The organism is Aeromicrobium sp. NPDC092404 (genome assembly GCF_040684095.1).
GTDB lineage: Bacteria > Actinomycetota > Actinomycetes > Propionibacteriales > Nocardioidaceae > Aeromicrobium.
Map to the genome: position 1 here is coordinate 1,099,689 of NZ_JBFBFI010000001.1, position 25,065 is coordinate 1,124,753.

General features: G+C 68.5%; 26 protein-coding genes and 4 tRNA genes. 18 read left to right on the forward strand and 12 right to left on the reverse strand.

The window, feature by feature from the left end; genetic code table 11:
• Positions 1–103 precede the first annotated feature (103 nt).
• From AB0N22_RS05635 to thrS, 4 genes are all read right to left on the reverse strand, one after another.
• Positions 104–1,744 (reverse strand): sigma-70 family RNA polymerase sigma factor, encoded by a 1,641-nt coding sequence (locus AB0N22_RS05635; protein WP_364637013.1) that lies wholly within the window; start codon positions 1,742–1,744, stop codon positions 104–106.
• A 126-nt stretch (positions 1,745–1,870) separates the two neighbouring features.
• Positions 1,871–2,509 carry a phosphatidylinositol phosphate synthase gene (pgsA, locus tag AB0N22_RS05640; RefSeq protein WP_364637015.1) on the reverse strand — a complete coding sequence of 213 codons (639 nt, stop codon included), beginning with the start codon at positions 2,507–2,509 and terminating at the stop codon, positions 1,871–1,873.
• Between the two features lie 4 nt (positions 2,510–2,513).
• The gene (locus AB0N22_RS05645) at positions 2,514–3,062 is read right to left on the reverse strand and encodes an HIT domain-containing protein (RefSeq protein WP_364637017.1); all 549 of its coding nucleotides are present in this window, start codon (positions 3,060–3,062) and stop codon (positions 2,514–2,516) included.
• The gene (thrS, locus tag AB0N22_RS05650) at positions 3,059–5,050 is read right to left on the reverse strand and encodes a threonine--tRNA ligase (RefSeq protein WP_364637019.1); all 1,992 of its coding nucleotides are present in this window, start codon (positions 5,048–5,050) and stop codon (positions 3,059–3,061) included. Before thrS ends, AB0N22_RS05645 begins: the two co-directional genes overlap by 4 nt.
• 135 nt (positions 5,051–5,185) lie before the next feature.
• Between thrS and AB0N22_RS05655 the strand changes: the two genes are divergently transcribed.
• The 6 genes from AB0N22_RS05655 (at position 5,186) to AB0N22_RS05680 (ending at position 10,591) form a co-directional block, all read left to right on the forward strand.
• The gene (locus AB0N22_RS05655) at positions 5,186–7,516 is read left to right on the forward strand and encodes a PAS domain S-box protein (RefSeq protein WP_364637021.1); all 2,331 of its coding nucleotides are present in this window, start codon (positions 5,186–5,188) and stop codon (positions 7,514–7,516) included.
• Positions 7,517–7,623: 107 nt separating this feature from the next.
• A complete protein-coding gene (locus tag AB0N22_RS05660; protein WP_364637023.1) occupies positions 7,624–9,084 on the forward strand; it encodes an NAD(P)/FAD-dependent oxidoreductase in 1,461 nt (486 codons plus the stop codon).
• On the forward strand, positions 9,081–9,686 hold the full coding sequence (locus tag AB0N22_RS05665; RefSeq protein WP_364637025.1) for an acetoacetate decarboxylase family protein: 606 nt from the start codon (positions 9,081–9,083) through the stop codon (positions 9,684–9,686). Before AB0N22_RS05660 ends, AB0N22_RS05665 begins: the two co-directional genes overlap by 4 nt.
• Before the next feature lie 25 nt (positions 9,687–9,711).
• Entirely contained in the window at positions 9,712–10,089 is a 378-nt protein-coding gene (locus AB0N22_RS05670; RefSeq protein WP_364637027.1) for a hypothetical protein, read from the forward strand.
• A gap of 215 nt (positions 10,090–10,304) precedes the next feature.
• The gene (locus AB0N22_RS05675) at positions 10,305–10,463 is read left to right on the forward strand and encodes a hypothetical protein (protein ID WP_364637029.1); all 159 of its coding nucleotides are present in this window, start codon (positions 10,305–10,307) and stop codon (positions 10,461–10,463) included.
• Positions 10,463–10,591 (forward strand): hypothetical protein, encoded by a 129-nt coding sequence (locus AB0N22_RS05680; RefSeq protein ID WP_364637031.1) that lies wholly within the window; start codon positions 10,463–10,465, stop codon positions 10,589–10,591. The genes AB0N22_RS05675 and AB0N22_RS05680 overlap by 1 nt, the downstream gene beginning before the upstream one ends.
• 44 nt (positions 10,592–10,635) lie before the next feature.
• Here the strand turns inward: AB0N22_RS05680 and AB0N22_RS05685 are convergent, their stop codons facing one another.
• The gene (locus tag AB0N22_RS05685) at positions 10,636–10,776 is read right to left on the reverse strand and encodes a hypothetical protein (protein ID WP_364637033.1); all 141 of its coding nucleotides are present in this window, start codon (positions 10,774–10,776) and stop codon (positions 10,636–10,638) included.
• Between the two features lie 88 nt (positions 10,777–10,864).
• Here AB0N22_RS05685 and AB0N22_RS05690 point away from each other — a divergent pair, with 88 nt between their 5' ends.
• Positions 10,865–11,260 (forward strand): hypothetical protein, encoded by a 396-nt coding sequence (locus AB0N22_RS05690; protein WP_364637035.1) that lies wholly within the window; start codon positions 10,865–10,867, stop codon positions 11,258–11,260.
• Positions 11,261–11,353: 93 nt separating this feature from the next.
• On the forward strand, positions 11,354–12,025 hold the full coding sequence (locus AB0N22_RS05695) for a DUF6766 family protein (RefSeq protein ID WP_364637037.1): 672 nt from the start codon (positions 11,354–11,356) through the stop codon (positions 12,023–12,025).
• A gap of 16 nt (positions 12,026–12,041) precedes the next feature.
• Here the strand turns inward: AB0N22_RS05695 and AB0N22_RS05700 are convergent, their stop codons facing one another.
• The 4 genes from AB0N22_RS05700 to AB0N22_RS05715 form a co-directional block, all read right to left on the reverse strand.
• The gene (locus AB0N22_RS05700) at positions 12,042–12,743 is read right to left on the reverse strand and encodes a GAF and ANTAR domain-containing protein (RefSeq protein WP_364637039.1); all 702 of its coding nucleotides are present in this window, start codon (positions 12,741–12,743) and stop codon (positions 12,042–12,044) included.
• Positions 12,744–12,873: 130 nt separating this feature from the next.
• The gene (locus AB0N22_RS05705) at positions 12,874–13,677 is read right to left on the reverse strand and encodes a ubiquitin-like protein (protein WP_364637041.1); all 804 of its coding nucleotides are present in this window, start codon (positions 13,675–13,677) and stop codon (positions 12,874–12,876) included.
• 1,111 nt (positions 13,678–14,788) lie between these two features.
• Positions 14,789–14,860: transfer RNA gene (locus AB0N22_RS05710), tRNA-Val, on the reverse strand.
• 53 nt (positions 14,861–14,913) lie between these two features.
• The gene (locus AB0N22_RS05715; protein ID WP_364637043.1) at positions 14,914–15,747 is read right to left on the reverse strand and encodes an aminotransferase class IV; all 834 of its coding nucleotides are present in this window, start codon (positions 15,745–15,747) and stop codon (positions 14,914–14,916) included.
• 81 nt (positions 15,748–15,828) lie between these two features.
• Between AB0N22_RS05715 and AB0N22_RS05720 the strand changes: the two genes are divergently transcribed.
• The 4 genes from AB0N22_RS05720 to AB0N22_RS05735 all read left to right on the forward strand — a co-directional run bounded on the left by AB0N22_RS05720 (position 15,829) and on the right by AB0N22_RS05735 (position 16,371).
• Positions 15,829–15,900 (forward strand) — tRNA-Gly (locus AB0N22_RS05720).
• Positions 15,901–15,928: 28 nt separating this feature from the next.
• Positions 15,929–15,999 (forward strand) — tRNA-Cys (locus AB0N22_RS05725).
• Between the two features lie 23 nt (positions 16,000–16,022).
• Positions 16,023–16,096 (forward strand) — tRNA-Val (locus AB0N22_RS05730).
• A 113-nt stretch (positions 16,097–16,209) separates the two neighbouring features.
• A complete protein-coding gene (locus AB0N22_RS05735) occupies positions 16,210–16,371 on the forward strand; it encodes a hypothetical protein (protein ID WP_364637045.1) in 162 nt (53 codons plus the stop codon).
• 22 nt (positions 16,372–16,393) lie between these two features.
• On the opposite strand, the gene AB0N22_RS05740 is transcribed toward AB0N22_RS05735, so the two are convergent.
• Together AB0N22_RS05740 and AB0N22_RS05745 are read right to left on the reverse strand one after the other, a co-directional pair.
• Positions 16,394–17,746 (reverse strand): SLC13 family permease, encoded by a 1,353-nt coding sequence (locus tag AB0N22_RS05740; protein ID WP_364637047.1) that lies wholly within the window; start codon positions 17,744–17,746, stop codon positions 16,394–16,396.
• A gap of 93 nt (positions 17,747–17,839) precedes the next feature.
• Positions 17,840–18,043, reverse strand: coding sequence for a hypothetical protein (locus tag AB0N22_RS05745; RefSeq protein WP_364637049.1), 204 nt, complete (start codon positions 18,041–18,043; stop codon positions 17,840–17,842).
• Between the two features lie 170 nt (positions 18,044–18,213).
• Here AB0N22_RS05745 and AB0N22_RS05750 point away from each other — a divergent pair, with 170 nt between their 5' ends.
• From AB0N22_RS05750 to AB0N22_RS05760, 3 genes are all read left to right on the forward strand, one after another.
• On the forward strand, positions 18,214–18,381 hold the full coding sequence (locus AB0N22_RS05750; RefSeq protein WP_364637051.1) for a hypothetical protein: 168 nt from the start codon (positions 18,214–18,216) through the stop codon (positions 18,379–18,381).
• 43 nt (positions 18,382–18,424) lie between these two features.
• Positions 18,425–18,667, forward strand: coding sequence for a hypothetical protein (locus AB0N22_RS05755; protein WP_364637053.1), 243 nt, complete (start codon positions 18,425–18,427; stop codon positions 18,665–18,667).
• Positions 18,668–18,741: 74 nt separating this feature from the next.
• Positions 18,742–19,599 (forward strand): hypothetical protein, encoded by an 858-nt coding sequence (locus AB0N22_RS05760; RefSeq protein WP_364637055.1) that lies wholly within the window; start codon positions 18,742–18,744, stop codon positions 19,597–19,599.
• 64 nt (positions 19,600–19,663) lie between these two features.
• Here the strand turns inward: AB0N22_RS05760 and AB0N22_RS05765 are convergent, their stop codons facing one another.
• The gene (locus AB0N22_RS05765; RefSeq protein WP_364637057.1) at positions 19,664–20,587 is read right to left on the reverse strand and encodes a YihY/virulence factor BrkB family protein; all 924 of its coding nucleotides are present in this window, start codon (positions 20,585–20,587) and stop codon (positions 19,664–19,666) included.
• Positions 20,588–20,604: 17 nt separating this feature from the next.
• Here AB0N22_RS05765 and AB0N22_RS05770 point away from each other — a divergent pair, with 17 nt between their 5' ends.
• From AB0N22_RS05770 to AB0N22_RS05780, 3 genes are all read left to right on the forward strand, one after another.
• Complete coding sequence (locus AB0N22_RS05770; RefSeq protein WP_364637059.1) at positions 20,605–22,254, forward strand: acyl-CoA dehydrogenase family protein; 1,650 nt, start codon at positions 20,605–20,607, stop codon at positions 22,252–22,254.
• A complete protein-coding gene (locus AB0N22_RS05775) occupies positions 22,255–22,878 on the forward strand; it encodes a hypothetical protein (protein ID WP_364637061.1) in 624 nt (207 codons plus the stop codon).
• Between the two features lie 312 nt (positions 22,879–23,190).
• Complete coding sequence (locus tag AB0N22_RS05780; RefSeq protein WP_364637063.1) at positions 23,191–24,876, forward strand: nitrite/sulfite reductase; 1,686 nt, start codon at positions 23,191–23,193, stop codon at positions 24,874–24,876.
• The last annotated feature ends 189 nt before the right edge of the window (positions 24,877–25,065 follow it).

Here is a 25,065-nt window from a genome sequence, read left to right on the forward strand (position 1 = left end):
CTCTCGTGTGCCTACACGAGTGGGAGCACCGGCACGTGCCGGTCCTTACAACTTTCGCGGGTTATTCGCTGCGCCGACCTGCTTCGACGAGGCCGCTCTCGAGCTACCCCGGGCAGGGATCGGGGCTGACCGTCCTCGACGAGGTCGCCGTGTTGCCCCGTGTGTCCGTCGCGGTGACCCGCATCGTCACGGGACCACCCGCAGAGAGAGGACCCATCTCGGCTCGCCAGACGGAACCGGCGCGAGACATCGACCTGCTGCCGGAGCCACCGTCGCCGGACCACCGCAGGACGACGGATGAGAGACCGCTCTCGTCCGTCACCCGCGCGGTGACCGGGATGGGATCGCACACGGAGTTGCTGCCGGCGCTGGGCCGGCCGACGTCGGGCCGGTCCTCCTCGACGACGGAGACCTTGACGTTGGCGCTTCCGGCTGCCCACGAGACCGCGAGGTTGCCGGTGGACGTGCCCTCGGAGACGTCGCCGCGATCGGCGCGCACCGTGACCCTGGTCGACGTGCCGGGGGCGACGCGACCGGTCACCGGCGAAGCCGACAGCCACGCCGCGCTCGAGGTGAGGCGGTAGTCGACCGGGAGCCCACCGGTGTTGGCCAGCGTGATGCTCGAGGTGCTGCCGCTGCGGCCGAGCGCGATCGACGTCGTCGAGACCGTCAGGACGCCCGGCGCCTTGGGCGTCGCGGACTTCGACGGCTTCGGCTTCGGCGTGGGTGTCGTCTCGGCTGCGGCGGTCGGCCCGGCGGTCGGGGGTGCTGTCGTGGTCGCGACGACGTCGCCCTTGGGGGTCGTGTCGTCGCCGTCGCCGGCCCACAGCAGCGCCGCGACACCCGTCAGGATGATCACGACCGCGGCCGCGACTGCGGTGACGGCCGCCTTGGGGCGGCGTCGCGGAGCGAGCGCCGGGGTCACCGTCAACGGCTCCCCCGTCGGCGTCGTGTAGGCGACGAGCTGGGTGTCGGCGACGACCCGGTCGCGCAGCGTCAACGGCGCGGCGAAGATCGGGACGGACGCCAGCAGCAGCCACGGGCTGAGGATCTTCTTGCGGCGCTTGGAGCAGATCTCGCAGTCGTCGACGTGACGCGAGACCCGCTTGCGGATGAGGGGGGAGAACGTGCCGTCCCAATCGGCGAGCAGGTCGTCGAGGTCGTCGCAGTCGTCACGCCCGAGCCGGGCGATCAGCAGGGCGCCGAGGGACCGGTCGACCTGGGCGCGCAGGCGGTTGAGCATGACGTACGCGTTGGCGGCCGAGACGCCCATGGCCTCGCCGAGCTCTGCACCCTCGAGGCCTTGCCGCAGGTGCAGGTCGAGCAGGGCACGGTCGCGGTCGGCGAGGCCGGCCGAGGCGTCCCACACGATCTTCTGCATCGCGGCGCGCTCCGCCTCCTGGTCGGGGGTCAGCGCGTCGTCAGCCATCTCGATCAGCTGCTCCTCGCCGCCGAACGAGACCCGCTTGCGCGCCCGCAGCTTGCGCAGGCACTCGCTGCGCACGATGGCGTACAGCCACGGCCTCAGCCGGTCGGGATCCCGCAGCTGGCTGAGCCGCTCGGCGACCAGGACGAACGAGTCCGCGACGGCGTCCGCCGCGTCTTCCCGGTGCCGCAGCATCGAGTAGGCGAAGTCGTAGAGCTTGGTGCCATAGCGGTCGTACATCGCCGCGAACGTGTCGCGATCGGCCGCCAGCACCCCCGCGACGAGGTCGGCGTCCGAGGGTCCGGTCTGGTCGGTCACGGTCGCATCCTATGAAGGAAACGTGCACCGTGACGGCAACCCGCGACATCTGACATCCCTCTTCTCCTGGTGGTGGCTTCACCAGTAGGAGTCGCGGGGTCGCGGGTTCTTACAACTTTCGCCGCATCAGCTCTCAAGGCCGGGGTCCGCCATGGCCTGGCGGTGCACCGTCAGCATCCGCTGCACGACGGTGATCGCACTCGCGACCGCCAGGGCCCAGAGGGTGATCTCCCGCAGGAACGGCGCATCGAACATGCCCGAGAAGCCCGTCATGACGAGGATCGCGACGAGCCGGTCCGAGCGCTCGGCGATGCCGACCTTGGCGGTCATGCCGAGGCTCTCCGCCCGGGCGCGCTCATAGGAGGTGATCGCCCCCAGGACCAGGCAGGCCAGGCTCAGGTAGAGGTAGATCCGCGGGTCGCCGAGGTCGGCCTCGGCGTCGGACGTCGTGTAGTAGAGCAGCAGCCCGCCGAACACCGCGGCGTCGCCGAAACGGTCGAGGGTCGAGTCGAGGAACGCGCCCCACTTGGACGACTGACCAGACTTGCGGGCCATGTAGCCGTCCATGATGTCGCTGAAGACGAATGCGGTCACGACCAGGACGCCGATGAGGAACTCCCCGCGCGGGAAGAAGACGAGCGCGCCGGCGCAGACGCCGATCGTGCCCACCCAGGTCACCCAGTCGGGCTTGACCCCCAACCTCAGCAGCAGGTCGGCGAGCGGCGCCCAGACGTTGGTCCAGAACTGGCGGAAGCGTTCGAGCATGGGTCTACTCCTTGGGCCAGGCGGCCGCGAGCATCTCGCGGGTGTCGCCGAGCAGTTGCGGCATGGTCTTGGTCTGGCCGATCACGGGCAGGAAGTTCGCGTCGCCGCCCCATCGGGGCACGATGTGCTGGTGCAGGTGCGCGGCGATGCCGGCACCGGCGATGTTGCCCTGGTTCATGCCGAGGTTGAACCCCTGCGGGCTCGTGATCTCGCGCATGGTTCGCATCGCGGTCTTGGTGAGCTCCGCGACCTCGAGCGTCTCGTCATCGGTCAGGTCGGTGTAGTCGGCGACGTGGCGGTAGGGGCACACCAGCAGATGGCCGGCGTTGTAGGGATAGAGGTTGAGCACGGCGTACGCGTGCTCGCCGCGGTGCACGACGAGCCCTTCGGCGTCGTCCATCTGCGGGATGCGGCAGAACGGGCAGTCCGCCTCGTCACCGGTCGCCGGCTTGCCCTCGCCCTTGATGTAGACGATGCGATGTGGCGTCCAGAGCCTCTCGAAGGCGTCGGGCTCCCCCACGCCGTCCTGGTTGCCGGCGTCGCTGTCGGTCATACCTGGACCCGCGTCCGGACCGCCTCGAGGATACGGGCGACGGCGTCGTCGAGCGCGATGCCGTTCTCCTGCTCACCGCTACGGTAACGGAACGACACGGCGCCCGCCTCGACGTCGTTGTCGCCCGCGATGACCATGAACGGGACCTTCTGGGTCTGGGCGTTGCGGATCTTCTTCTGCATCCGCTCGTCAGAGTCGTCGACCTCGACGCGGATGCCCTCGACCTTGAGCCGGCGGGCGAGCTCGTAGAGGTAGTCCACGTGCCGCTCGGCGACCGGGATGCCGACGACCTGCACCGGGGCCAACCACGGAGGGAACGCGCCCGCGTAGTGCTCGACCAGCACGCCGATGAACCGCTCGATCGAGCCGAACTTCGCCGAGTGGATCATCACCGGCTGCTGGCGGGACCCGTCGGCTGCGACGTACTCGAGGTTGAAGCGCGCCTCGGACGGCATGTTGAAGTCGTACTGGATGGTCGACATCTGCCACGTACGCCCGATGGCGTCGCGCGCCTGCACCGAGACCTTGGGGCCGTAGTAGGCCGCACCGCCGGGATCGGGCACGAGCTCGAGGCCGCTCTCGATGCAGACGTCCTCGAGGACCTTGGTGGCGACGGCCCACTCCTCGTCGGTCCCGATGAACTTGTCGGGCTTGGAGTCGTCACGGGTCGACAGCTCGAGGTAGAAGTCGTCGAGGCCGAAGTCGCGGAACAGGCTCAGGCAGAAGTCCAGCAGGTGCTTGATCTCACCGGGCGCCTGCTCCGGGGTCACGTACGAGTGGGAGTCGTCCTGGGCGAAGCCCCGCACGCGGGTGAGTCCGTGGATGACGCCGGACTTCTCGTTGCGGTAGACGTGCCCGAACTCGAACAGCCGGAGCGGCAGCTCGCGGTAGGACCGCTGCCGCGAGCGGAAGATGAGGTTGTGCATCGGGCAGTTCATCGCCTTGATGCGGTAGTCCCCACCGTCGAGCTCGAGCGCAGGGAACATGCCCTCGCCGTAGTAGGGCAGGTGGCCCGAGGTGTAGAACAGGCCCTCCTTGGCGATGTGCGGGGTCCCGACGTACTCGAACCCCTCCTCGATGTGGCGCCGGCGGACGTAGTCCTCCATCTCCCGCTTGATGACACCACCCTTGGGGTGGAAGACCGGCAGGCCGGAGCCGATCTCGTCGGGGAAGCTGTAGAGGTCGAGCTCGGTGCCGAGCCGCCGGTGGTCGCGGCGCTGCGCCTCCTCGATGCGGTGCAGGTGCTCGTCGAGCGCCTCCTTGGTCTCCCAGGCGGTGCCGTAGATGCGCTGGAGCTGCTTGTTGTTCTCGTCGCCGCGCCAGTAGGCAGCTGCGCTGCGCATGAGCTTGAACGCTGGGATCCGCTTGGTGGTCGGCAGGTGCGGGCCGCGGCACAGGTCCTTCCACGCCAGCGACCCGTCGCGCTTGAGGTTGTCGTAGATCGTGAGGCCGCCGGCGCCGACCTCGACGCTCGCGCCCTCGGCCGCGTCGTCGGCGGAGGACTTGAGCCCGATCAGCTCGAGCTTGTAGGGCTCGTCGGCCAGCTCGACGCGGGCGTCGTCGTCGGAGATCTCGCGCCGGTCGAACTTCTGCCCCTCCTTGACGATCTTGCGCATGCGCGACTCGATCTTGTCGAGATCCTCGGGCACGAAGGGCTCGGGGACGTCGAAGTCGTAGTAGAAGCCGTCGGTGATCGGCGGGCCGATGCCGAGCTTGGCCTCCGGGAAGAGCTCCTGCACGGCCTGAGCCATGACGTGCGCGGTCGAGTGCCGCAGGATGTCGCGGCCGTCCGCGGAATCGATCGCGACGGCCTCGACCTCGTCGCCGTCAACGAGCTCGTACGCGAGGTCCTTCAGCTCACCGCCGACACGGGCCGCGATGACGTCTGGCGAGTCGGCGAACAGCTGCCAGGCCTTCGTGCCCTTCTCGACAGCTCGTGCCTCCTGCCCGGAATCGGGTGCCGCGAGGACGATCTGGATGTCGGACATGGGTGACCTCTGTTCGGTATGACGTGCCCTACGGATGGCGCGTGCTGCTTGCCACCACCCTAGATGAGCCGCACCGGAGGCTTCGAGGTGCCCGTTGAGTCGCGCGATGTGGCTCCCCGGGCCATGATTGCCACCATGGGGAACAACACTGCGACAGTCGTTCTCATCGACGACTCGGCCGAAGTGCGCGAGCTCCTCAAGACCCAGTTCAGGTTGTCCGGCCTGTTGACGGTCGTCGCGGACGGCTCGGACGGCGTCGAAGCCATCGGTCTTGCCCATCGCCACACTCCGGACCTGCTGCTGCTCGACCTGTCCATGCCGTCCATGGACGGCCTCGACGCCCTGCACGGGATCCTCACGGTGTCGCCCCACACCCGCGTCGTGATCTACACCGGATTCGAGAGCCACGGGCTTGCCGAGCGCGCCCTCGAGCTGGGAGCGACGGCCTTCCTCGAGAAGTCGGTGCCAATCGAGCAGCTGGCGACGCGTCTGACGGAGATCTTCGAGGGGTCGCCCGCGCCCACCGGTCCGCCGACGCTGCAGGCCGTGCCGGATCGTCCGGATCCAGGGCCCGAGGCGGACGAGCGCGATGACGACCAGAGCGTCCTGGACGAGCACCTCGAGCAGTTCCGGGAGGTCTTCGAGGAGGCCGCCATCGGCATGGCCACGATGACGCTGACCGGCACGATCGTCCGCGCCAACCGCGCCCTCGGCGACATCCTGCTGCGCAAGCACCAGGACCTCGTCGGCCTCGACTACGCCGCCCTGACGGCCGGCCAGGGCGACAGCCTGGCCACGGCCCTCGACGAGATCCAGATGGGCGTCGCCGACCTGGTGCACCTCGAGCACGAGGTGTACGGCGCACCGGAGACCCGTCACGTCCGGGCGTCGATCGCCGCGGTGCGCGACACGGCACGCCAGCCGCTCTACCTGTTCCTGCAGGTGCAGGACATCACGGCGCAGCGCGCCGCCGAGCAGCGCCTTCGGATCAGCGAGGAGCGGTTCCGCCTGCTCGTCGACGCGGTCGAGGAGTACGCGATCTTCATGCTCTCTCCCGAGGGCATCATCGTCAGCTGGAACGCCGGCGCGCAGCGGACCAAGGGTTACCGCGCCGACGAGATCATCGGCCGGCACTTCCGCACGTTCTACCCGATCGAGCAGCAGGAAGCCCGGCATCCCGAGTACGAGCTCGAGCGCGCGATCGCCGACGGCCACTACTCCGAGGAGGGGTGGCGCATCCGCAAGGACGGGACGTCCTTCTGGGCGCACGTGCTCATCACGGCGGTGTTCGACGAGGCCGGTCAGCACGTGGGATTCACCAAGGTGACGCGCGACATCACCTCCACCCGCGAGGCGACCGAGGCCCTGCGACAGAGCGAGGAGCGCTTCCGCCTCCTCGTCGAGGCCGTCGGTGACTACGCGATCTTCATGCTCGATCCCGACGGCCACGTCGTGAGCTGGAACTCCGGAGCGCAGCGCAACACCGGCTACACCAGCCGCGAGATCATCGGCCAGCACTTCCGCATCTTCTACCCGCCCGAGAGCCAGGCCGCCCATCATCCTGAGCACGAGCTCCGGGTCAGCCTGCGCGACGGGCGCTACGAGGAGGAGGGCTGGCGGGTCCGAGAGGACGGTTCGCACTACTGGGCCCACGTCGTCATCACCGCGGTCCACAACGACGTCGGCCATCACATCGGGTTCGCCAAGGTCACCCGCGACCGGACCGAGCAGCGGCTCATCGAGCAGGAGCGCGAGCAGACCAACATCGCGCTGAACGAGCTCAACGAGCGCCTGCAGCAGGCCGCCGCCGACCAGTCGCAGTTCCTCGCCGTCACGGCCCACGAGCTGCGCACACCCGGTGCCGTGCTCCGCGGGTCCGCCGACACGCTCTCCCGGCACTGGGCGGAGCTGGGTGACCAGGAGCGGACGGGCTTGCTCGAGGGCATGACGTCGAGTGCCGACCGTCTCGGCCGCCTCCTCAACGACCTGCTCACCGCGTCCAAGCTGGACGCCAACGCACTGAACCTGCGACCCGTACGAACCTCGGTGACGGCCCTGATCAGCACGGCTGTCGACAATGCGCGACTGGCCAAGAAGGGCGTTGACATCCAGGCGGGCGATGTCGCCGACGTCGACGTCATGGTCGACCCGAGTCGCTACGGCCAGGTGCTCGACAACCTCATCGGCAACGCCGTCGTCCACGGCGCGCCGCCGGTCACCCTGCACGCGGTGGTCGACGGTCGCACGGTCCAGATCCGCGTCCACGACTCCGGTGACGGGGTCGATGCCGCCATCCTGCCGCGCCTGTTCGAGCGCTTCGCGACCGCCGACAACGTGCGCGGCTCAGGCCTGGGCCTGTTCATCGTCCGAGAGCTGGCCAAGGCCTCTGGGGGCGATGCGTACTACGAGCCGGCAACGGACGACTCGCCTGGCGGCACGTTCGTCGTCACCGCTCCCCTGGCCTGAACCTCACCCTCCCGCCAACAGTCCGAGACGGGTGCCGCCGCTCCACGGACCGTGACAGTATGTGTGTCAGCATCGGCCGGACGGCGCCGTACGGGTGAAGGAGTGGCATGACCTCAGTCGGGATCATCGGATCGGGATTCGGTGCCCTTGCCGTCGCGATCGAGCTCAGGCGGGCGGGCTACACCGACCTGCGGCTGTGGGAGCGGTCCGAGGACCTCGGCGGGGTGTGGCGCGACAACACCTATCCCGGAGCCGGCTGCGACGTGCCGTCCCCGCTCTACTCCTTCTCCTACGAGCCCAACCCGGGCTGGACCCACCGCTACTCCCTGCAGGGCGAGATCCACGCCTACATGCGATCGGTCGCCGACAAGTACGGCATCACGCCGCTCGTGAAGTTCGGGCACGAGGTCGTCGCGGCGCGGTGGGACGAGGAGTCGTCGACCTGGACCGTCGCGTTCGAGGGCCCGTCGACCGGTACAGGGACCTCGGAGGACACCGTCGACATCCTGGTGAGCGCCGTGGGTCAGCTCTCGCGCCCGACGCTGCCCGGCATCGCCGGTGTCGAGTCCTTCGTCGGGACGTCGTTCCACTCGGCGGAGTGGGACCACTCCTTCGATGCCACCGGCAAGACCATCGCGGTGGTCGGGTCAGGGGCGAGTGCCGTGCAGTTCATCCCGCACCTCGCCCGCGACGCGGCCCGAGTCGTGGTGTTCCAGCGCTCCGCCAACTATGTCCTGCCCAAGCCCGACACGACCTACAAGGCATTCCACAAGCGGGTATTCGAGGCGGTTCCGTTCACCCAGAGGATCGAGCGGAGCGGCGTGTGGGCCTTCACCGAGCAGTTCTCGCGCGGTCTGGACGACGGCTCCAGGGTCGCCCGCATCAACAAGGCCATCGCGCGATGGCACCTGCACCGACAGGTCAAGGACCCGGACCTGCGGGCCAAGCTGACCCCCGACTACCCGATCGGGTGCAAGCGCATCCTGTTCTCCAACAACTTCTATCCAGCGCTCGCCCGCGACAACGTCGAGGTCGTCACCCATGCCGTCACCCGGGTCACGCCGACCGGAGTCGTGGACACCGAGGGCACGCAGCACGACGTCGACGCGATCGTCTACGCCACTGGCTTCGACACCCAGGACTTCCTGCAGTCGATCGACATCACCGGCGTCCGTGGGCAGAAGCTGGCGACTCAGTGGGCCGACGGCGCGCACGCCTACCTCGGCATGTACGTCCCCAACTTCCCCAACCTCTTCGTCACCTACGGGCCCAACACCAACCTGGGCGGCGGCTCGATCATCTTCATGCTCGAGGCGCAGGCCCGTCACATGCGGCAGGCCCTGGACCGGCTGACAGCCGGCGACTACGCAAGCGTCGAGGTGACCGAGGAGGCCGAAGAGGCGTACGACCGCGACCTGATGGAGAAGCTCGAGCACTCCGCCTGGGCGCACTGCGACAACTGGTACCGCCACCGCTCGGGCCGGATCACGTCGAACTGGCCGGGCGCGACGTGGCCGTTCGCCAAGGCGACCAAGGTGCTCGAGCCGACCGCGTTCCGGTGGTCATGAACGACTATCCGGCGGAGCCCTGGGACCTGCACGGTCACGCGTACGTCGGCGTGTGGCTCCTGCCGCGCGGGACGGCACCGTTGCCGGCCGCCCCGTCGACCAAGGCAGTCACGCTCTTCGGCCGCACCGTCGTGTGCGCCGCGTTCTTCGTCTACGAGCAGCCGAGCCCGCTGACGTACGACGAGATCATGGCCACCGTGCTGGTGCGCGAAGGGTGGCGACCCCGTGTGTCGATCACCCACATCTGGGTCAACAGCGTCCCCTCCCGAGACGGTGGCCGCAGGCTCTGGGCGATCCCCAAGGACCTCGCCGACTTCGAGGTCGGGCGCCATTCGTCCTACGCGGCGCAGGGCATCGGATCGCTCGCGGTCCGGCGCGTCCGCCGGTTGCCGTGGCGCCTGCCGCTCGGCTTCCGGATCGCCCAGGACCGCGCCGGTACGCTGCTCGTCTCGCCCGTCACCGGACGGATCCGGCTGGGTCTTGCCACGGCCCGCTGGACACTTGCGGCCGACGGCCCGTTGGGCTTCCTCAACGGCCGCAAGCCGCTGTTGACCATCGCCTGCCGACCCTTCCACCTGCTGTTCGGTCGACGCGCAGGCTGACGCCGACGCCGGTTAGGGTCGAGCCATGCCTCGGCTCGCGATCGTGACCCTGACCGCTCTCGTGATGCTCGGCGGCTGCACGTCGTCGGACGACAAGGGTGGCGGCAGCAGCGATGGGACCGCGAAGCCGTCCGCGACCACGTCCACGCCGGCGCCCACAGGCCCTGACTGCGCCGACATCTGGAAGGCCGGGCTGACGCTGCCCAAGGACTACACGAAGTGCGTCGAAGACGGCGCCTACGGACTCCAGGACGTCACCGAGTGCCAGGACGGATCCAGGCTCGTCGTCTTCTCCGACACGCTCTTCGCCGTCACCGGTGAGCCCATCAGCAAGCCGGACGTCGCGCCCTTGCAGGACACCGAGGCGTTCGGCCTGGCCTACACCGCCTGCACCGGCGAGTAGCTGTCAGCTGGGCTGCGGCCCGAGCGCGCCGTCGGCCTTTGCCCTGTCCCGTCAGGAAAGTTGGTAAAAGGTACAGACGTGGTGTTTGCCGCCAGACCATTTGGGTATATCGCGGTCCTCGACCGGCAGTCGGGATATCGGGCGGGCTGGAGGCTTACGCAGACTCTCCAGCCCGCCGATCTCGTTCAAGCCGGACAACCCTTGGGAGGTCCACCATGAGCGAGTCACCCATCGAGCCCGGCGCAGATCCGGAGGCCAGGCCGACGGACGATCCGGAGCTGAGCCCGTCCTCGAGTCCTGACGGCGAGTCCACCGTCATCCCGGTCGAACCGAGTCCGAGCTCGACCAACCCCGACGCCGACGGCACGGACTGATGACGATCGATCCCAGCGACCCGGTCCGTCGTCAGGACCCCGACCTCGATCCCGGACTCGCGCCCGACCCGCAGCACGAGGTCGAGGAGAGCCCACCTGAGGGCGACCAGCCCGCTGAGCCGGACTGAACGCAAAACGAACGCCCGACAAGTCGCCGGGCGTTCGCTCGTGCTCAGGCGTTCTCGACCGGGTCCGGCGCGACCAGGTCGGGGTCACCCTCGACGTCGGGCTCGGACACCTGCGGCGCCTCCTGGGGCTCGCTCTCGGGGTCCTGGCTGGGCGTCGAGAGCGGCTCGTCGGGCAGTGTCGTCATGGCGTGCTCCTTCCGTAGGCCCTGCTCATACCCCCGTGTCGTTCGGCGAAGCGGTTCGACACAGCCTGTCCTGGGTATGCCCGAGGTCGTGAGAGCACCAGCTGCCGCCACCCTCGTGGTCGCTGCCGTCCTGCTTGCCGGATGCTCCTCCGGCAACGACGACGCCGCCACCCGAACCGTCGAGCGGCTCCATGCGAGTCTCCGCGCCGGAGACGGCGCCGCTGCGTGTCAGCTGCTGAGCGACGAGGCGCAGCAGGAGCTCGCCGAGTCGAAGCAGACCTCATGCGCCGAGGCCGTCATCGCCGCCGGGATCCCTGACACCGGCCGGGTCCGGGACGTCAGCGTCTACGGAACAGCCGCGCAGGTCAGGTACGCCGAGGACGTGGTGTTCCTGGGCGAGTTCGAGGACGGCTGGAGGGTCACCGCCGCCGGCTGCACCGAGGCGGTCGGCGCTCCCTACGACTGCGACGTCCAAGGAGGCTAGATGCGCGCCATGTTCGTGCTGTACCTGCTGGTGATCGGGATCGGGCTGGCGTACTTCCTCGCGACCGGACTGATCCACGCCTAGGAGGGCCTGATGCGCACGTTCGTCCGCAGCAACTCACTCAGCCTGTTCTTCTTCGGAATCTTCCTGGCCGCCCTGGTGGGGCAGGCGTTCGCCGGCTGGGCGCAGTTCAACGACCTACAGGCGGCCTCGGGCATGCAGGAGATCGGCCTCGGCCGCTACCTCACGTCAGCCGACTTCGCCGTCGACGTCACCGAGAACTGGCAGAGCGAGTACCTGCAGTTCCTGCTCTACATCGTCGCGACGGTGTTCTTCGTCCAGCAAGGTTCGCCCGAGTCGCCGGCGCACGGCGGTCTCGGCAGCGACAAGGAGCAGAAGCTCGGCCGGCACACCCAGGACGACTCCCCTACGTGGGCCAGAGCCGGCGGCGTCCGCACGTCGATCTTCTCCTGGTCCCTGACGCTCGTGATGGGCACGATCTTCCTCGTGTCGTGGCTGGCCCAGTCGATCGCCGGCTGGGCGGCGTTCAACGAGACCCGGCTCCAGGACCGGCTCGATCCCATCTCCTGGGGGTCATACCTGTTGAACCCCGATTTCTGGGCTCGTACGCTGCAGAACTGGCAGTCAGAGTTCCTCGCCGTCGGCTCCATGGCCGTGCTGGCGATCTATCTGAGGCAACGTGGCAGTGCTGAGAGCAAGCCGGTCGGCGAACCCCACGCATCGACCGGCGCCGAGGGCGCTTGAGCGAGCGCCCGAGGGCTCAGTCGAGCAGGCCGGGCTTGATGCCGTGGTGCACGATGTCGGCCGCGACCAGGTGCAGCTTGGTCTGGCTCCTCTGCGACAGCCGGACCAGTGAGAAGAATGCCGCGTCCGGGCTGAGGTTGAACTTCTGCATCAGCATGCCCTCGGCCTGACCGATGACGGTCCGATTGAGCAAGGCCGACTCCATCGACTGACGCCCCTCTGCGGCATTCATCGCCACGGCCACGTGCGCCGCGAGCGCGTGGGCGGACACGCGCTCGTCGATCGGAAACGCATCGGTCGATCGTGAGTAGAGGTTCATGGTCCCCAGCTGGCGTCCCGGCCCCGCGAACAGCCGCAGCGACAACACGCTGCGCACGTCCGTCTCGGTGAGCACCAAGGCGGTCCACTCCGGCCATCGCTCGTCGGTGCGCAGATCGGACGCGTACACCGAGTCCTGGTCCGCGATGCTGTCGACGTCGGGGCCCTGGCCAGTCTCGACCTGCAGCTCGTGCAGGCGCCTGACGACCTTGTCGTCCGTCGCCGTCAACGTGCTGACGTCTCCGCGCTTCTCGACGAGAGCGATCCCGGCATAGTCGCACCCCTCGACGATCTGCAGCGCCGTCGCCGTGGCCCGCTCGAACGTCGCGTCTGCACCGAGCTCTGAGCTCAAAGAGCGGGCGATGGCCGCAAACTGGTCTCCCGACAGGTCCTTCACCATGACTCAATTATGCAAAAAGACGGCTCATCGTGCTGAACGGATGGTCCACTAAGCGAGGGACCCGGGGAGCGTTGAACGGCGACAGGTTGCCATCATTGGTGCCGCTGCTGGCCCTGGCCGTGCTTTCCTCCTACTTGATGACGACGGTGGTTCTGACGAGGAAATCCCGCACGCCGGCCTTGGTGTACCCGCTGACCCAGACCTGAGCAGTGCCGCGCGCAGCGGTCTTCGGGATCGTGATGGTCCGGGCCGCGTTGCCTGTGCGGGACGCCTTGCCGGTGTACGCACGCTCACCGTCGACAAAGATGCGATACGTCTGGCCGGCTCGCAACCGCTTGGCCGTCACCCTCAGCAACTGCCCCCGGGCCAGCGACGCCTTGTCGAGGGCGATGTAGTTGACCCGCGCGGTCTGCGACGACAACACCGCCTTGGGCACGAAGTTCGTCTTGATCGCGGTGACCTTGACCTGCAGCTTGTGGTTCAGCGCATTGAAGCTCACGGTGTACGTAGGACCGGTCGCTCCCGCGATCGCGGTCTTCACTCCACCATCGATCTTGTACCAGCGGTAGGTGTACGAGTCCGCCGCCGGCTCCGTACCGGACACGGTGGCCTTCACGATCGTCCCGACCTTCGGCGCAGTGGTGCTCAGCGTGACCTTCGGCGCCACGGCGAAGTCACTAGTCGCCAGCGCCAGGTTCAGCGTTGAGTCCTTTTGAATGTTGTGGTCGGACAGCGCGGCATCGTCGTCTGAAAGTTCATTGCCCGCGAAGGTCAGCTTCTGGCTCTCGACCGGGATTCCCTCGCGATCCTGGATCTGCTGCTTCACGCTCGCCACGGTGTCAGTGGACGTCACCGTCAACGTGATGGTCTTGCCTGTGAGTGTCTTGACGAAGATGGTGAACTGCGCGGAGGGGTCGACGTAGGAGATGACCACCCGAGGAGTTCCATCAGATGCCTCCGCGGACACGAAGCTGCCGGCAGTGAAGCTCCCACCTGCCGCTCCACCACCCCCGGCGCCAGGGGTGACGCCGTAGGCGCCGGCGCCTACGCCACCGCCGCCCACATAGCCAGCTCCACCTCCACCACCGCCACCGCCGACGAAGACGTCACCTTCCGCTGGCTCGCCGTCGGCACCGTCGCCACCGAGACCAGTGACGCCTCCGTTGCCTCCGTTACCTCCAACGGGGAAGAGGTCAAGACCGAGGCCACCCGGACCGCCTACCGACCCGGTTCCACCTTGCCCGCCCTGCACACCGACCGGGCTGCCATCGCCACCGTGGAACCCGTCGCCCGACACATGAGCCGAGCCACCAGGACCACCAGGGATCCCGAAGTACGCGGCAGTGTTCCCGCCACCGCCACCGCCGCCAGCGACAACGAGTCGAGCGTCGGATCCCGAGATCGTCCGCACCTCTGTAGCGCCGCCACCGCCGCCGCCGAAAGCCGATGCCCCGAGCCCGTCCCCACGGCCACCGTCGCCACCCCCGTTCAGCCCACCATTGCGGCCGACAGCGTGCTCTCCTATGACGATCGGCAGGGTCTGCCCCGCCGACACCACACCGTTGGTCCCGACAGTCAGCTCGCTGGTCAGCTTTGCTCCCTTGCCGCCGGCGGAGCCGTCGGGGTACCCGTCAGAACCGTTGCCCCCAACTGCCACGACCCGCAACGTCGACGCTCCGGCAGGAACCACGAAGGTCCCGTTCGAGGTGTACGTGCACGTGAAGTTCACCCCGTTCTGGCTGCACTCCGAACCAAGAGCGGCGGCGGCCGGCGACACACCGACCGACGACGCTGCCGCCGCAGCCAAGGCTCCCACCAAGGCAACCGGAGCCCTCCAGGACGGGCGGGAACTGCTCAAGGTCTTTCGCACGGCGGGCCCCTCAGATCGGGCTCCCACCCACCAAGGAATGTAGACCCAAAATCCCTCTGATATGACGAAACCTGCCCGCTGCTGGGGGTTCGCTGGTGCTTGTGCGGCGCGCAACCGACAACGTGAGAACACCCTCCGACCGCATTACTGCTGATCAGAGGGTGTTTCTCACGGGTGGGCGATACTGGGTTCGAACCAGTGACCTCTTCGGTGTGAACGAAGCGCGCTACCACTGCGCCAATCGCCCGCGTGCGTCAGAAACCTTAACCCATCGACCACGCCACGATCGAACGAGGCTGGTCACGGGTCGATGTCCTTGGCCGCCTCGCGGGCCCAGATCTCCTGTGCCCGGCGCGTGACCGGACCCGGTGCCAGGACCTCACGGTCGTCCACGCGTGAGATGGCCTGCACGTCGCGCGTCGTGCCGACGAGGATCACCTCGTCCGCCGTCTGGAGCACCTCGATCGGAGCGTCGCGCTCGATGACGTCGATCTCGCCGGCGCACCACTCGAGCACCAAAGCACGCGTGACGCCCGCAAGGGGTCCGGCCTCCAGCGTCGGGGTGATCAGCTGCTCGCCGATCACGTAGAAGACGTTGGAGCCCGTGCCCTCGCACAGCAGGCCCGCCGTGTTGGGCATGACGGCCTCCGAGGCGCTCCGCGCGAGGGCGTGCTCGACCATCAGCGCGTTCTCGGCGTACGACGTCGTCTTGAGGCCCGCGAGGGCACCGCGCTCGTTCCTGGGCCACGGCACCGTGGCGATGGCGCTGATCGACGGCGGTCGCTCGCACGGCTCCGTGATGACCACCTGGGTCAGCCCTGCGTTCCCCCGCGGAGAGCCCAGCGGGCCCGGCCCGGACGTCACCGTCACACGGATGCGGCCGAACGGGAGGTCCTGCCCGTCCATCGTCGCGGCGACCCCCTCACGAATGGCGCCGACGTCCGGCTTGCCGATGCCCAGGCCCTCCGCTGAGCGCACCAGACGATCGAGATGACGGGTCAGCGCGAACGGCTTCCCGCCCTCGATCTTGATGGTCTCGAACACCCCGTCGCCCACGACGATCCCGTGGTCAAGGGCACTGATCGAGGGTTCGTCCGGCGATTGCAGCACCTGCCCGTTCAGCCATGTCCTCATGCCGCAACGCTACGCCGACCCCGGTTTGGGATCACGCCCGCCGATCGGCTAAAGTCTCGTGTCGCCTCAATTTGAGGCAGTGCGGACATAGCTCAGTGGTAGAGCATCACCTTGCCAAGGTGAGGGTCGCGAGTTCGAATCTCGTTGTCCGCTCGGAGAAGGGTCACCATACCCATCCAGCGGTGGGTTGGCCGAGAGGCGAGGCAACGGACTGCAAATCCGTTTACACGGGTTCAAATCCCGTACCCACCTCAATCCGACAACTGAATACGCACGGGCGATTGGCGCAGTCTGGTAGCGCGCTTCCCTGACACGGAAGAGGTCACAGGTTCAAGTCCTGTATCGCCCACACCAAGAGAACCCCCGGCCCGCCGGGGGTTTCTTCGTTCCAGGTCCGGTTCACTTCCGGGCTGTTCTGATTGAATCGCGGAACGCGGCACATGTCCTCACGGAAGGAATCAGATGAAGATCGTCACGAACCGGTCGGTCCAGGCGTCTGTCGTCGCGGGCGTCGTGGTGCTCGCCGGGCTGAGGATCAGCGACGGCGCGAGCTGGGCCTTCGCGATCGCTGCCGTCTGGGCCGTCGTCACGATCGCCGCCGTGGTGCAAGCAGCCCGCAGCTGACCCGAGCCGAGAAGCGGCCAGGTCAGGCCGGTACGACCAGGGCGACGGCGGCCACGATCGGCAGCGACACCAGCGAGGCGATCGAGGTCACCACGGTGAGGGTCTTGAGCGATCCCTGCGTCGACAACCCGAGCAGGCCCTTGAACATCCAGAAGAAGTTGCTGTTGACCTGGAGCGCGAACATCGCACCTGAAGCGATCGCGAGGCCGATGGCGACCGGGGCCACCGCGATCGAGTCGAGGATCGGGGCGATGATGCCCGCGGCGGTGATCGCCGCGACCGACACCGAGCCGATGGCCAGGTGCAGCACGGCTGCCACGAACCAGGCCAGCAGAATGCTGAGGATCACCGGTGCGCCGGCGTCGGCGGAGAACAGGTCGGCGAGGGTGCCGTCCAGCCCGGTGGCCTTGATGACCGCGCCGAGCGAGCCACCCACGCCCGTGATCAGCAGGATCTCGCCGGTCGTGTGGAACCCCGCCGCCATGGCCTTGTCGGTGCGCTCGACGCCTGCCGACCGACGCGACAGGAGGTAGGCACCGACCAGCCCGACGAACAGCGCGACGTTCGCGTTGCCGATGAAGGCGATGAACGGCGTGCTGAACTCGAGGACGTCGGCGAAGGCGCCGAACGCGATCATGACCAGCGGCACCAGGATCGGCAGCATCAGCACCACCAGCGGGAGAGAGCTGTCGTGCTCCTGCGCCTCCCCGCCGTCGGACTCCTCGGCGATCAGCGCCTCGTCGACCTCCTCATCGCTCTCGGGCTTCCAGTACGAGGAGCGCAGCACCTGACGCATCGCGAGCGTGCTGAGGACCGCGGTGACGGGCCCGATCACCAAGCCATAGAGCAACCAGGTGCCCAGCTTGACGTCGAGAAGGCCGGCGATGGAGATCGCGGCGAGGCCCGGGATCACGAAGACATAGCCGCAGAAGATCCCGGCGCCCAGCGCAGAGGCCATCAGGGGAAGGCCCCGGCCGCCGATGAACGGTGCCGAGGATCGGGCCACGGGCGACGCCAGCACGACCTGGACGTCGACGTAGATCGACGGCATCACCGTTGAGAGCAGCACGGTCATGGCGTACGGCAGGCGCCCGCCTCCGACGCGGTGCACCAGCAGGCGTACGAGCTTGCGGAACGCACCAGTGCCGTGCAGCAACGCCCCGATCAGCACCCCGAAACCGATGAGCAGACCCACCTCGGTCATGATCTCGCCGAAGCCCACCGTGATGGCCTTGATGGTGTCGTCGAAGCCGACCCCCGAAGCCAGGCCGAGGTAGAGCGAGGCGGTGACCAGCGAGAGCACCGGATCGACCTTCAACCAGATGATCAGTGCGATGACCAGGGCGATCGCGATGGCGGTGTGCAGGACGTCCACGACAGGCTCCCTCCGATGGGTCCTCGCACGCTACCGCACGCCATCGCCCCCGCTCTGCAGCAGAACGGGGGCGATGGTGTGGGGACGTGCGGCTCAACTGGTCGGCGGCTGCGGGGCCTCCGGGCCGGTGGCCGGTGCGCCGTTCTGCACCGGGTCGACGGGGTCGCCCTGGCCCGAGTCGGGGCCGGGAGCCGGGTTGACCGCGCCGCCCGGGTCCTCACCCGGGTTGGGTGCGGGAGCTGCGTCGGGATCCTCCGGCGTGGAGTTCGGGTCGGCGGGGGTTGGGGCTTCGGTCATGGCAGATGCCTCCTGATCGTCGGAACCGGGACGTACCCACCCACGAGCACGCGAACCCTCCGTGACCTGCACTGATCGCGCCCACCGAACGTCTTGCCAAGACACACCAAGCCGCTCTAGCCTCGGCTCCGAAACCTCTGTGCCCTGACGGAGATGAGGAGGTTGAGCACATGCCCGGGAATGGAAAGTTCGTCGAGCAGGAGACGCCGGCCGGTGACAAGGCCCTCTCCAAGCGGATGACCGCCAGCGCAGGCGGAAAGCTCGAGAAGCGGCTGCAGCAGATGGGATGGAGCGGCGAGCCGCCGTCGTCCGGCGCAGACGAGCCGGACGACGTCTGACCCGTATGCGTGTGAGTCCCGCCGACGGGGGTACGTCGACGCCGTGAACGATTCCTCGCAGGACCTGGGCACCACCCGCGGCTCGTGGTGGATCGCGATGCTGACGATCTTCGTGACGGTGGCAGCGGTCATCGTCGTCCTGGTGCTCGTCGACCAGGGGACCTTGTCGAAGGGCTGGGCCTACGCAGTCCTTCCGATCGCCATCATCGCCGCTGCCCTGTCGAGGGTGCTCACGATCTTCAAGGCAGCCGCCGAGAGCAAGCGCAACGACCCGCCGCAACGCTGAGAGGGCTCGGCCTCACGACCGGAACGCGAGGCATATCGAGGACAGCGGGGCCACGGGGGACCTAGTGTTCGCCTATGGCGATCGACGAGCCGGTGCGGGAGCAGGACAGCCTGCTGCTGGACCAGCTGAGCTCACGGCTTGACTCGTTGCGCCTGTTCCGTGAGCACGACGAGGCCGAGGCCAAAGCAGGCCTCGAGGCGTTCGGCAGCTCCGGCGTCATCGAGGACCAGATGCTCAAGGAGCTCAGCAGCCGCCACCCGCTCAAGCACCCGGCCCGCTTCGACGAGGCCCACCGGCGCGCCATGCGTGCTCTCGAGGTCTTCGACCGCAACGGCGCCCGGCGACCGTCCGCGCTCCGCGTTCCTCGGTTCGTCAAGCCGCTGGCCGACAAGGTCGTCCAGCTGCTCATCACGGCCATCGTCCGCAGCCATCAGAAGCGCCTGGTGAGGGACCTGCGCCAGCTGTACGCCTTGCGCGAGGCCAACAGCGCCGTCGGTTCCGACGACTACCAGCTGCTCGCGACCGCCCGCATCCAGGTTGACGCGATCCGCGCCGACCTCGACAAGTCCTCGTTGCCGCTCCCGGCGTTCCTCGTGGGCGGCGCGGCTCTGTCCGGGCTGCTCTCGATCGTCAAGAACAGCCTCACCGGGGATGCGTGGGCGCAGTACACGTTCGCCGGCGTGTTCTTCGTGATCGGCCTCGGCATGTTCTGGTGCGTCCTCAGGGCTGCGGGCATCGCTCGGAGCCGGACGCGCATCGCCCTCGACGCGTCGTTCCAGGCCCTCTGGGAGGTCATCGGCGACGCGGGCAACCCGCCGCGCGACCATGCCAAGCTGTTCGCGACGATCGCCACGATCATGCTGGTGCTGGTCTGGGTCATCGTCCCGGCGATCATCGCCTGGGCTGCGATCAACCCGCTCGGCAAGCTCTGACGGCCACCTCCCCCGCGATCTGTGATGGAATGCCCCGGTCACCCGCGGTTCGACGTACACACCGTCACACATCGGGCGCGCGGGTCGGGTCGGCGGTGACGGGACGGCGGTGGCCCCACCAGCCCATCTCCTCGAGCCCTTCCTCGACGGCAGCGTTGATCGCCGCGCCGATGAGCACCGCGATCGACAGCACGTAGAGCCACAGCAGCACCGCGATGGGCGCGGCCAGCGGCCCGTAGATCGAGGTGCCACCGGTCGAGAACCCGAGAGCCCAGCGGACGAAGTAGCTGCCGAAGATCCACAGCAGCAGGGTGAACACGGCGCCGGGCAGGCCGTGCCGCCAGCGCTTCCGGACCGGCACGGCGAGGTGGTAGAGCGTCGTCAGGAACCCGACCGACAGGACCAGGACGGCCGGCCAGTAGACGTACCGCAGGAAGGACCAGCGGTCCGACAGCGCGTCCGCGGCCACCTGGGGACCGGCCAGCACGAGCGGCACGAGGATGATGCCGACGAGCAGGGCGACGACGTAGAGCGCGAACGACAGAGCGCGGGTCTTGACGATCCCCCGGTGCCCCCCGAGGCCGTAGATGATCGAGATCGTGTCGATGAAGACGTTGAGAGCCCGTGAGCCCGACCAGAGGGCCAGCACGAAGCCGATCGAGATCACGTCGATGCGGCCACCGCCCAGCACGTCGTCGAGCGTCGGGGTGATGACCTCCTCGACGGTGCCAGGCGTCAGGGCCTGCGAGGCCAGGTCGATGACGCGGTCCTTGAGCACCTCGACCTTGGCGACCTCGAAGCGCTCCGCGATGAACCCGATCGTGCCGGCCAGGCCGAACACCAATGGCGGCAGCGACAGGATCGCGAAGAACGCAGCCTCGGCGGCAAGCCCCGTGACGCGATAGCGGAAGCAGCTGCCGACGGTGCGCGCGACGAGCGTCCTGGCCGCTTCGGGGATGCCCGGTCGGTCTACCGGTTCCACCGCCATGGCTCTACCGTAGCGACATGGATCCGCTGCAGCGTGCACCTTCGAACCAGGCGACGCCGTTGGTCGGGTACAACGTCGCGACCGCCGACGCGGCCCTGATGGACGGGGTCGCGGCGTTCGGCGGCGACAGCAAGGACGAGATCGTCGATGCGCTCGTGCCGCTGGGCCGGCTGGCCGGGTCCGCCGAGGCTCGGGAGCACTGGCACCTCGCCAACGAGCATGAGCCCGTGCTCCGCACCGCCGACCGCTACGGCAACCGAGTCGACGAGATCGAGTTCCACCCGTCCTGGCACTGGCTGATGACCCAAGGGGTCGGCTTCGGCCTGACCGCCGAGCCGTGGGTCTCGCAGAGCCCTGTGGCACACCTCAAGCGTGCCGCCGGATTCTTCACCTGGGGACAGGCCGAGCAGGGCCACATGTGCCCGATCACCATGACGTACGCCGTCGTGCCGGCCCTGCGCGCCGACGACGCCCTCGCCAAGCAGTGGATCACCGGGCTCGCCTCCCGGACGTACGACTTCGGGCTCCGTCCGCCGGAGGACAAGGCCGGCCTGCTGGCCGGGATGGGCATGACCGAGAAGCAGGGCGGATCCGACCTGCGCACCAACACCACGATCGCGAGGCCCACCGAGACCCACGGTGAGTACCTCGTCACCGGGCACAAGTGGTTCACGTCAGCACCGATGAACGACGTGTTCCTCGTGCTGGCGCAGGCACCCGAGGGCATGACCTGCTTCGTCGTCCCGCGCGTCCGCCCCGACGGCAGCCGCAACTCGCTGTCGATCGTGCGACTCAAGGACAAGCTCGGCAACCGGTCGAACGCCTCGAGCGAGCTCGAGTTCAACGACACGTACGCGGTGCGGCTCGGTGACGAGGGACGCGGCATCCGCACCATCATCGAGATGGTCTCGGCGACACGGATGGACTGCATCCTCGGCTCGGCGGGCATCATGCGCAAGGCACTCGCCGAGGCCGCCTGGCACACGTCCCACCGGGCCGCGTTCGGCGCGACGCTGGCCGACCAGCCCGCCATGACCAACGTCCTGGCGGACCTGGCGGTCGAGAGCGAGGCGGCCACCTTGGTCGCCCTGCGGCTGGCCAGCGCCGTCGATCACCTCAACGACCCGCACGAGCAGGCGCTGCGCCGCATCGGTCTGGCCCTCGAGAAGTTCTGGGTCTGCAAGCGCACCCCCTTCATGATCGCCGAGGCCTTGGAGTGCCTCGGCGGCAACGGCTACGTCGAGGAGTCCGGCATGCCGTTGCTCTTCCGCGAGTCGCCGCTCAACTCGATCTGGGAGGGCAGCGGCAACGTCAACGCGCTCGACGTCCTCCGCGCGCTCGGCCGCGAGCCCGAGAGCCTCGACGCGTGGATCACCGAGGTCGGCTCCGTCCGCGGTGAGGACGCCCGGCTCGACACCGTCGTGGACGAGGTGCTGACCGAGCTGGCCGACCTGAGCGACGTCGAGGTCCGGGCCCGCCGGATCGCCGGGCGGATGGCCGTGGCCCTGCAGGCCACGGTCCTGATCAAGCATGGCGACCCCGACGTCGCCGATGCGTTCTGCGCCTCGCGCCTCGCGGGCGACTGGGGTGGCACGTTCGGCACCCTGCCCCGCGGCATCGACCTGGCGGGCATCGTCGCCCGCACCACCCCCTACCTGGAGAGCTGAATGCGCCTTCTGTCGATGGGCGCGCTGCTGTCTGCCCTGCTCACGCTCGTCTCGGCGATGGCCCTGCGTGCCGCCGACGCGACCCTCGCCGTGGCCGCCGTGGCCGCTGTCGCCGTGCTGGTCACCTGGTACGCCCAGCTGCACGCCACCGACGAGCGCGGCACCCTCGGCCTCGCCAACCCGGCCTCGGTCCTGGTGCTCGCGGTCGTCGGACGGCGGCCGTGGGCGACGATCCTGCCCGCCCTGGCGGCCCACACCGTGGGAGCGGTTCTGGGCGGGCTCGCCGCTCTCAGCCTCGACGACCGGCTCGGCGACACCGTGGTCTTCACCCAACCGGGCCTTCTCGTCGCCGCTGTCGGCGCGGCGCTCGTCGGAGTCATCGGCGCGTGGACGACCCTCGCCATCGACGGCAGCGGACCCGAGGCGTTGGCCGCTGTGCCGGCCGTAGTGGCCGGTGCCGTGCTGCCACTTGGCCTCCTCGCAGCGTTCCAGCCGGCAGCGATGATCGGCCTGGCGACGGCCGAGCTCGTCCCGTGGGACGTCGCGTTGGTGGCGGCCGGATCGGCCCTGGTGGCATCGATCGCCGGGGCGTACGCCGTCGCGCTCCTCGTCCCACACGAGTGACCCAGCCCACACCGGCTGGCGCTTTCCCGCGTGATCTCTGCGCGCCGTCTCGCAATATGGATAGCCGTCCCACATGACGAGACGCGTGCTTGTCGCGGGCAGATGCGCGCCACCACACTGTTTCCATGCTTGCTGCGCAGACCCTCTGGCTCGTGGGACGACTTCACGTCGACCTCGGTCGCGCGCGCAACATGATGTGTCGCTGATCCACGCGCGACCTCTGCACTGATTTCGATCAATCCAGGCGTGCGGCGACCACCATCGTGACGCAACTGTCCTGATCGCCGTGTGCCCTGCCTCCAAGGAACGTTCATGGCTTCAGCACCCGGCACCGACACCTCAGGCCGTCGGCCGCGCCCCAAGCGCGGCGAGGGCCAGTGGGCTCTGGGCTACCGCGAGCCGCTGAACGCCAACGAGCAGTCCAAGAAGGACGACAACCCACTCAACGTGCGGGCCCGCATCCAGAACATCTACTCCGTGCGAGGCTTCGACTCGATCGACCCCGGCGACATGCGCGGACGGTTCCGCTGGTGGGGCCTCTACACGCAGCGCAAGCCCGGGATCGACGGCGGCAAGACCGCGACGCTCGAGCCCGAAGAGCTCGACGACGAGTACTTCATGCTCCGCGTACGCATCGATGGCGGCCAGCTCAACCTCGAGCAGCTGCGCACGATCGCCGACCTCTCGGTCCAGTACGGTCGCGACACCGCTGACCTCACGGACCGCCAGAACGTGCAGTACCACTGGATCGACATCCGCGACGTCCCGACGATCTGGGACCGCCTCGAGGCTGTCGGGCTGTCGACGCAGGAAGCCTGCGGCGACTGCCCGCGCGTCATTCTCGGCAGTCCCGTCGCCGGCGTGTCCGAGGACGAGATCATCGACGGGACCCCTGCGGTCGATGCGATCGAGAGCCAGTTCATCGGTGACAAGGAGTTCTCGAACCTCCCCCGCAAGTACAAGACCGCGATCAGCGGCCACCCGGGACACGACGTCGTGCCCCAGATCAACGACATCGCGTTCGCGGGTGCGGTGCATCCCGAGCACGGACCCGGCTTCGACCTCTGGGTCGGCGGTGGACTGTCGACCAACCCGATGCTCGCTCAGCGGGTCGGCGCGTGGGTGCCGCTCGACGAGGTCCCCGAGGTGTGGAAGGCCGTCACGAGCGTCTTCCGCGACTACGGCTACCGCCGCCTGCGCACCCGCGCCCGGCTCAAGTTCCTGATCGCCGACTGGGGCGTCGAGAAGTTCCGTGAGGTGCTCGAGACCGAGTACCTCGGACGTACGCTGATCGACCTCGAGGCGCCTGAGGCCCCTGAGACCCCCGCCGACCACGTGGGCATCTTCCGGCAGAAGGACGGCAAGTACTTCGTGGGCGCTGCCCCGACGGTCGGCCGCATCTCCGGGACGCTGCTGCACCAGCTCGCCGACATCGTCGAGGCGCACGGCAGCGACCGCGTGCGGACGACCCCGATGCAAAAGCTGCTGGTGCTCGACGTCGACGAGGACAAGGTCGAGTCGCTCGTCGCCGCACTGGCCGAGATCGGCCTGGTTGCTCGCCCGTCGCAGTGGCGCCGCAACACGATGGCCTGCACCGGCATCGAGTACTGCAAGCTCGCGATCGTCAACACCAAGGATCGCGCCGCCGACCTGATCGGCGAGCTCGAGCAGCGCGTGCCCGAGCTCGACACCCCGATCACCGTCAACGTCAACGGGTGCCCCAACTCGTGCGCCCGCATCCAGACCGCCGACATCGGCCTCAAGGGCATGCTCGTGCTCGACGAGGACGGCAACCAGGTCGAGGGCTTCCAGGTGCACCTCGGTGGTGCGCTGGGGCTGGAGGCCGGCTTCGGCCGCAAGCTGCGCGCCCACAAGGTGGCCGGCGACCACCTCCCCGACTACATCGAGAAGCTCTCCCGGACCTACCTCGAGCAGCGCGGAGACGCCGAGTCGTTCGCACGCTGGGTGGCCCGCGCCGACGAGGAGGTGCTCCGTTGACCGCCCGCGCTGTTCCTTTCCACTGCCCCTACTGCGCCGACGAGGACCTGCGCCCGCACGGTGACACCCACGGCGAGTGGGAGTGCCGATCGTGTCTCCGGGCGTTCCGCCTCGGCTTCATCGGCCAGCTCTCCCCCAGCCACCTGACCAACCACCAGCCACCCGCACCAGCCCACACAGCACCACCTC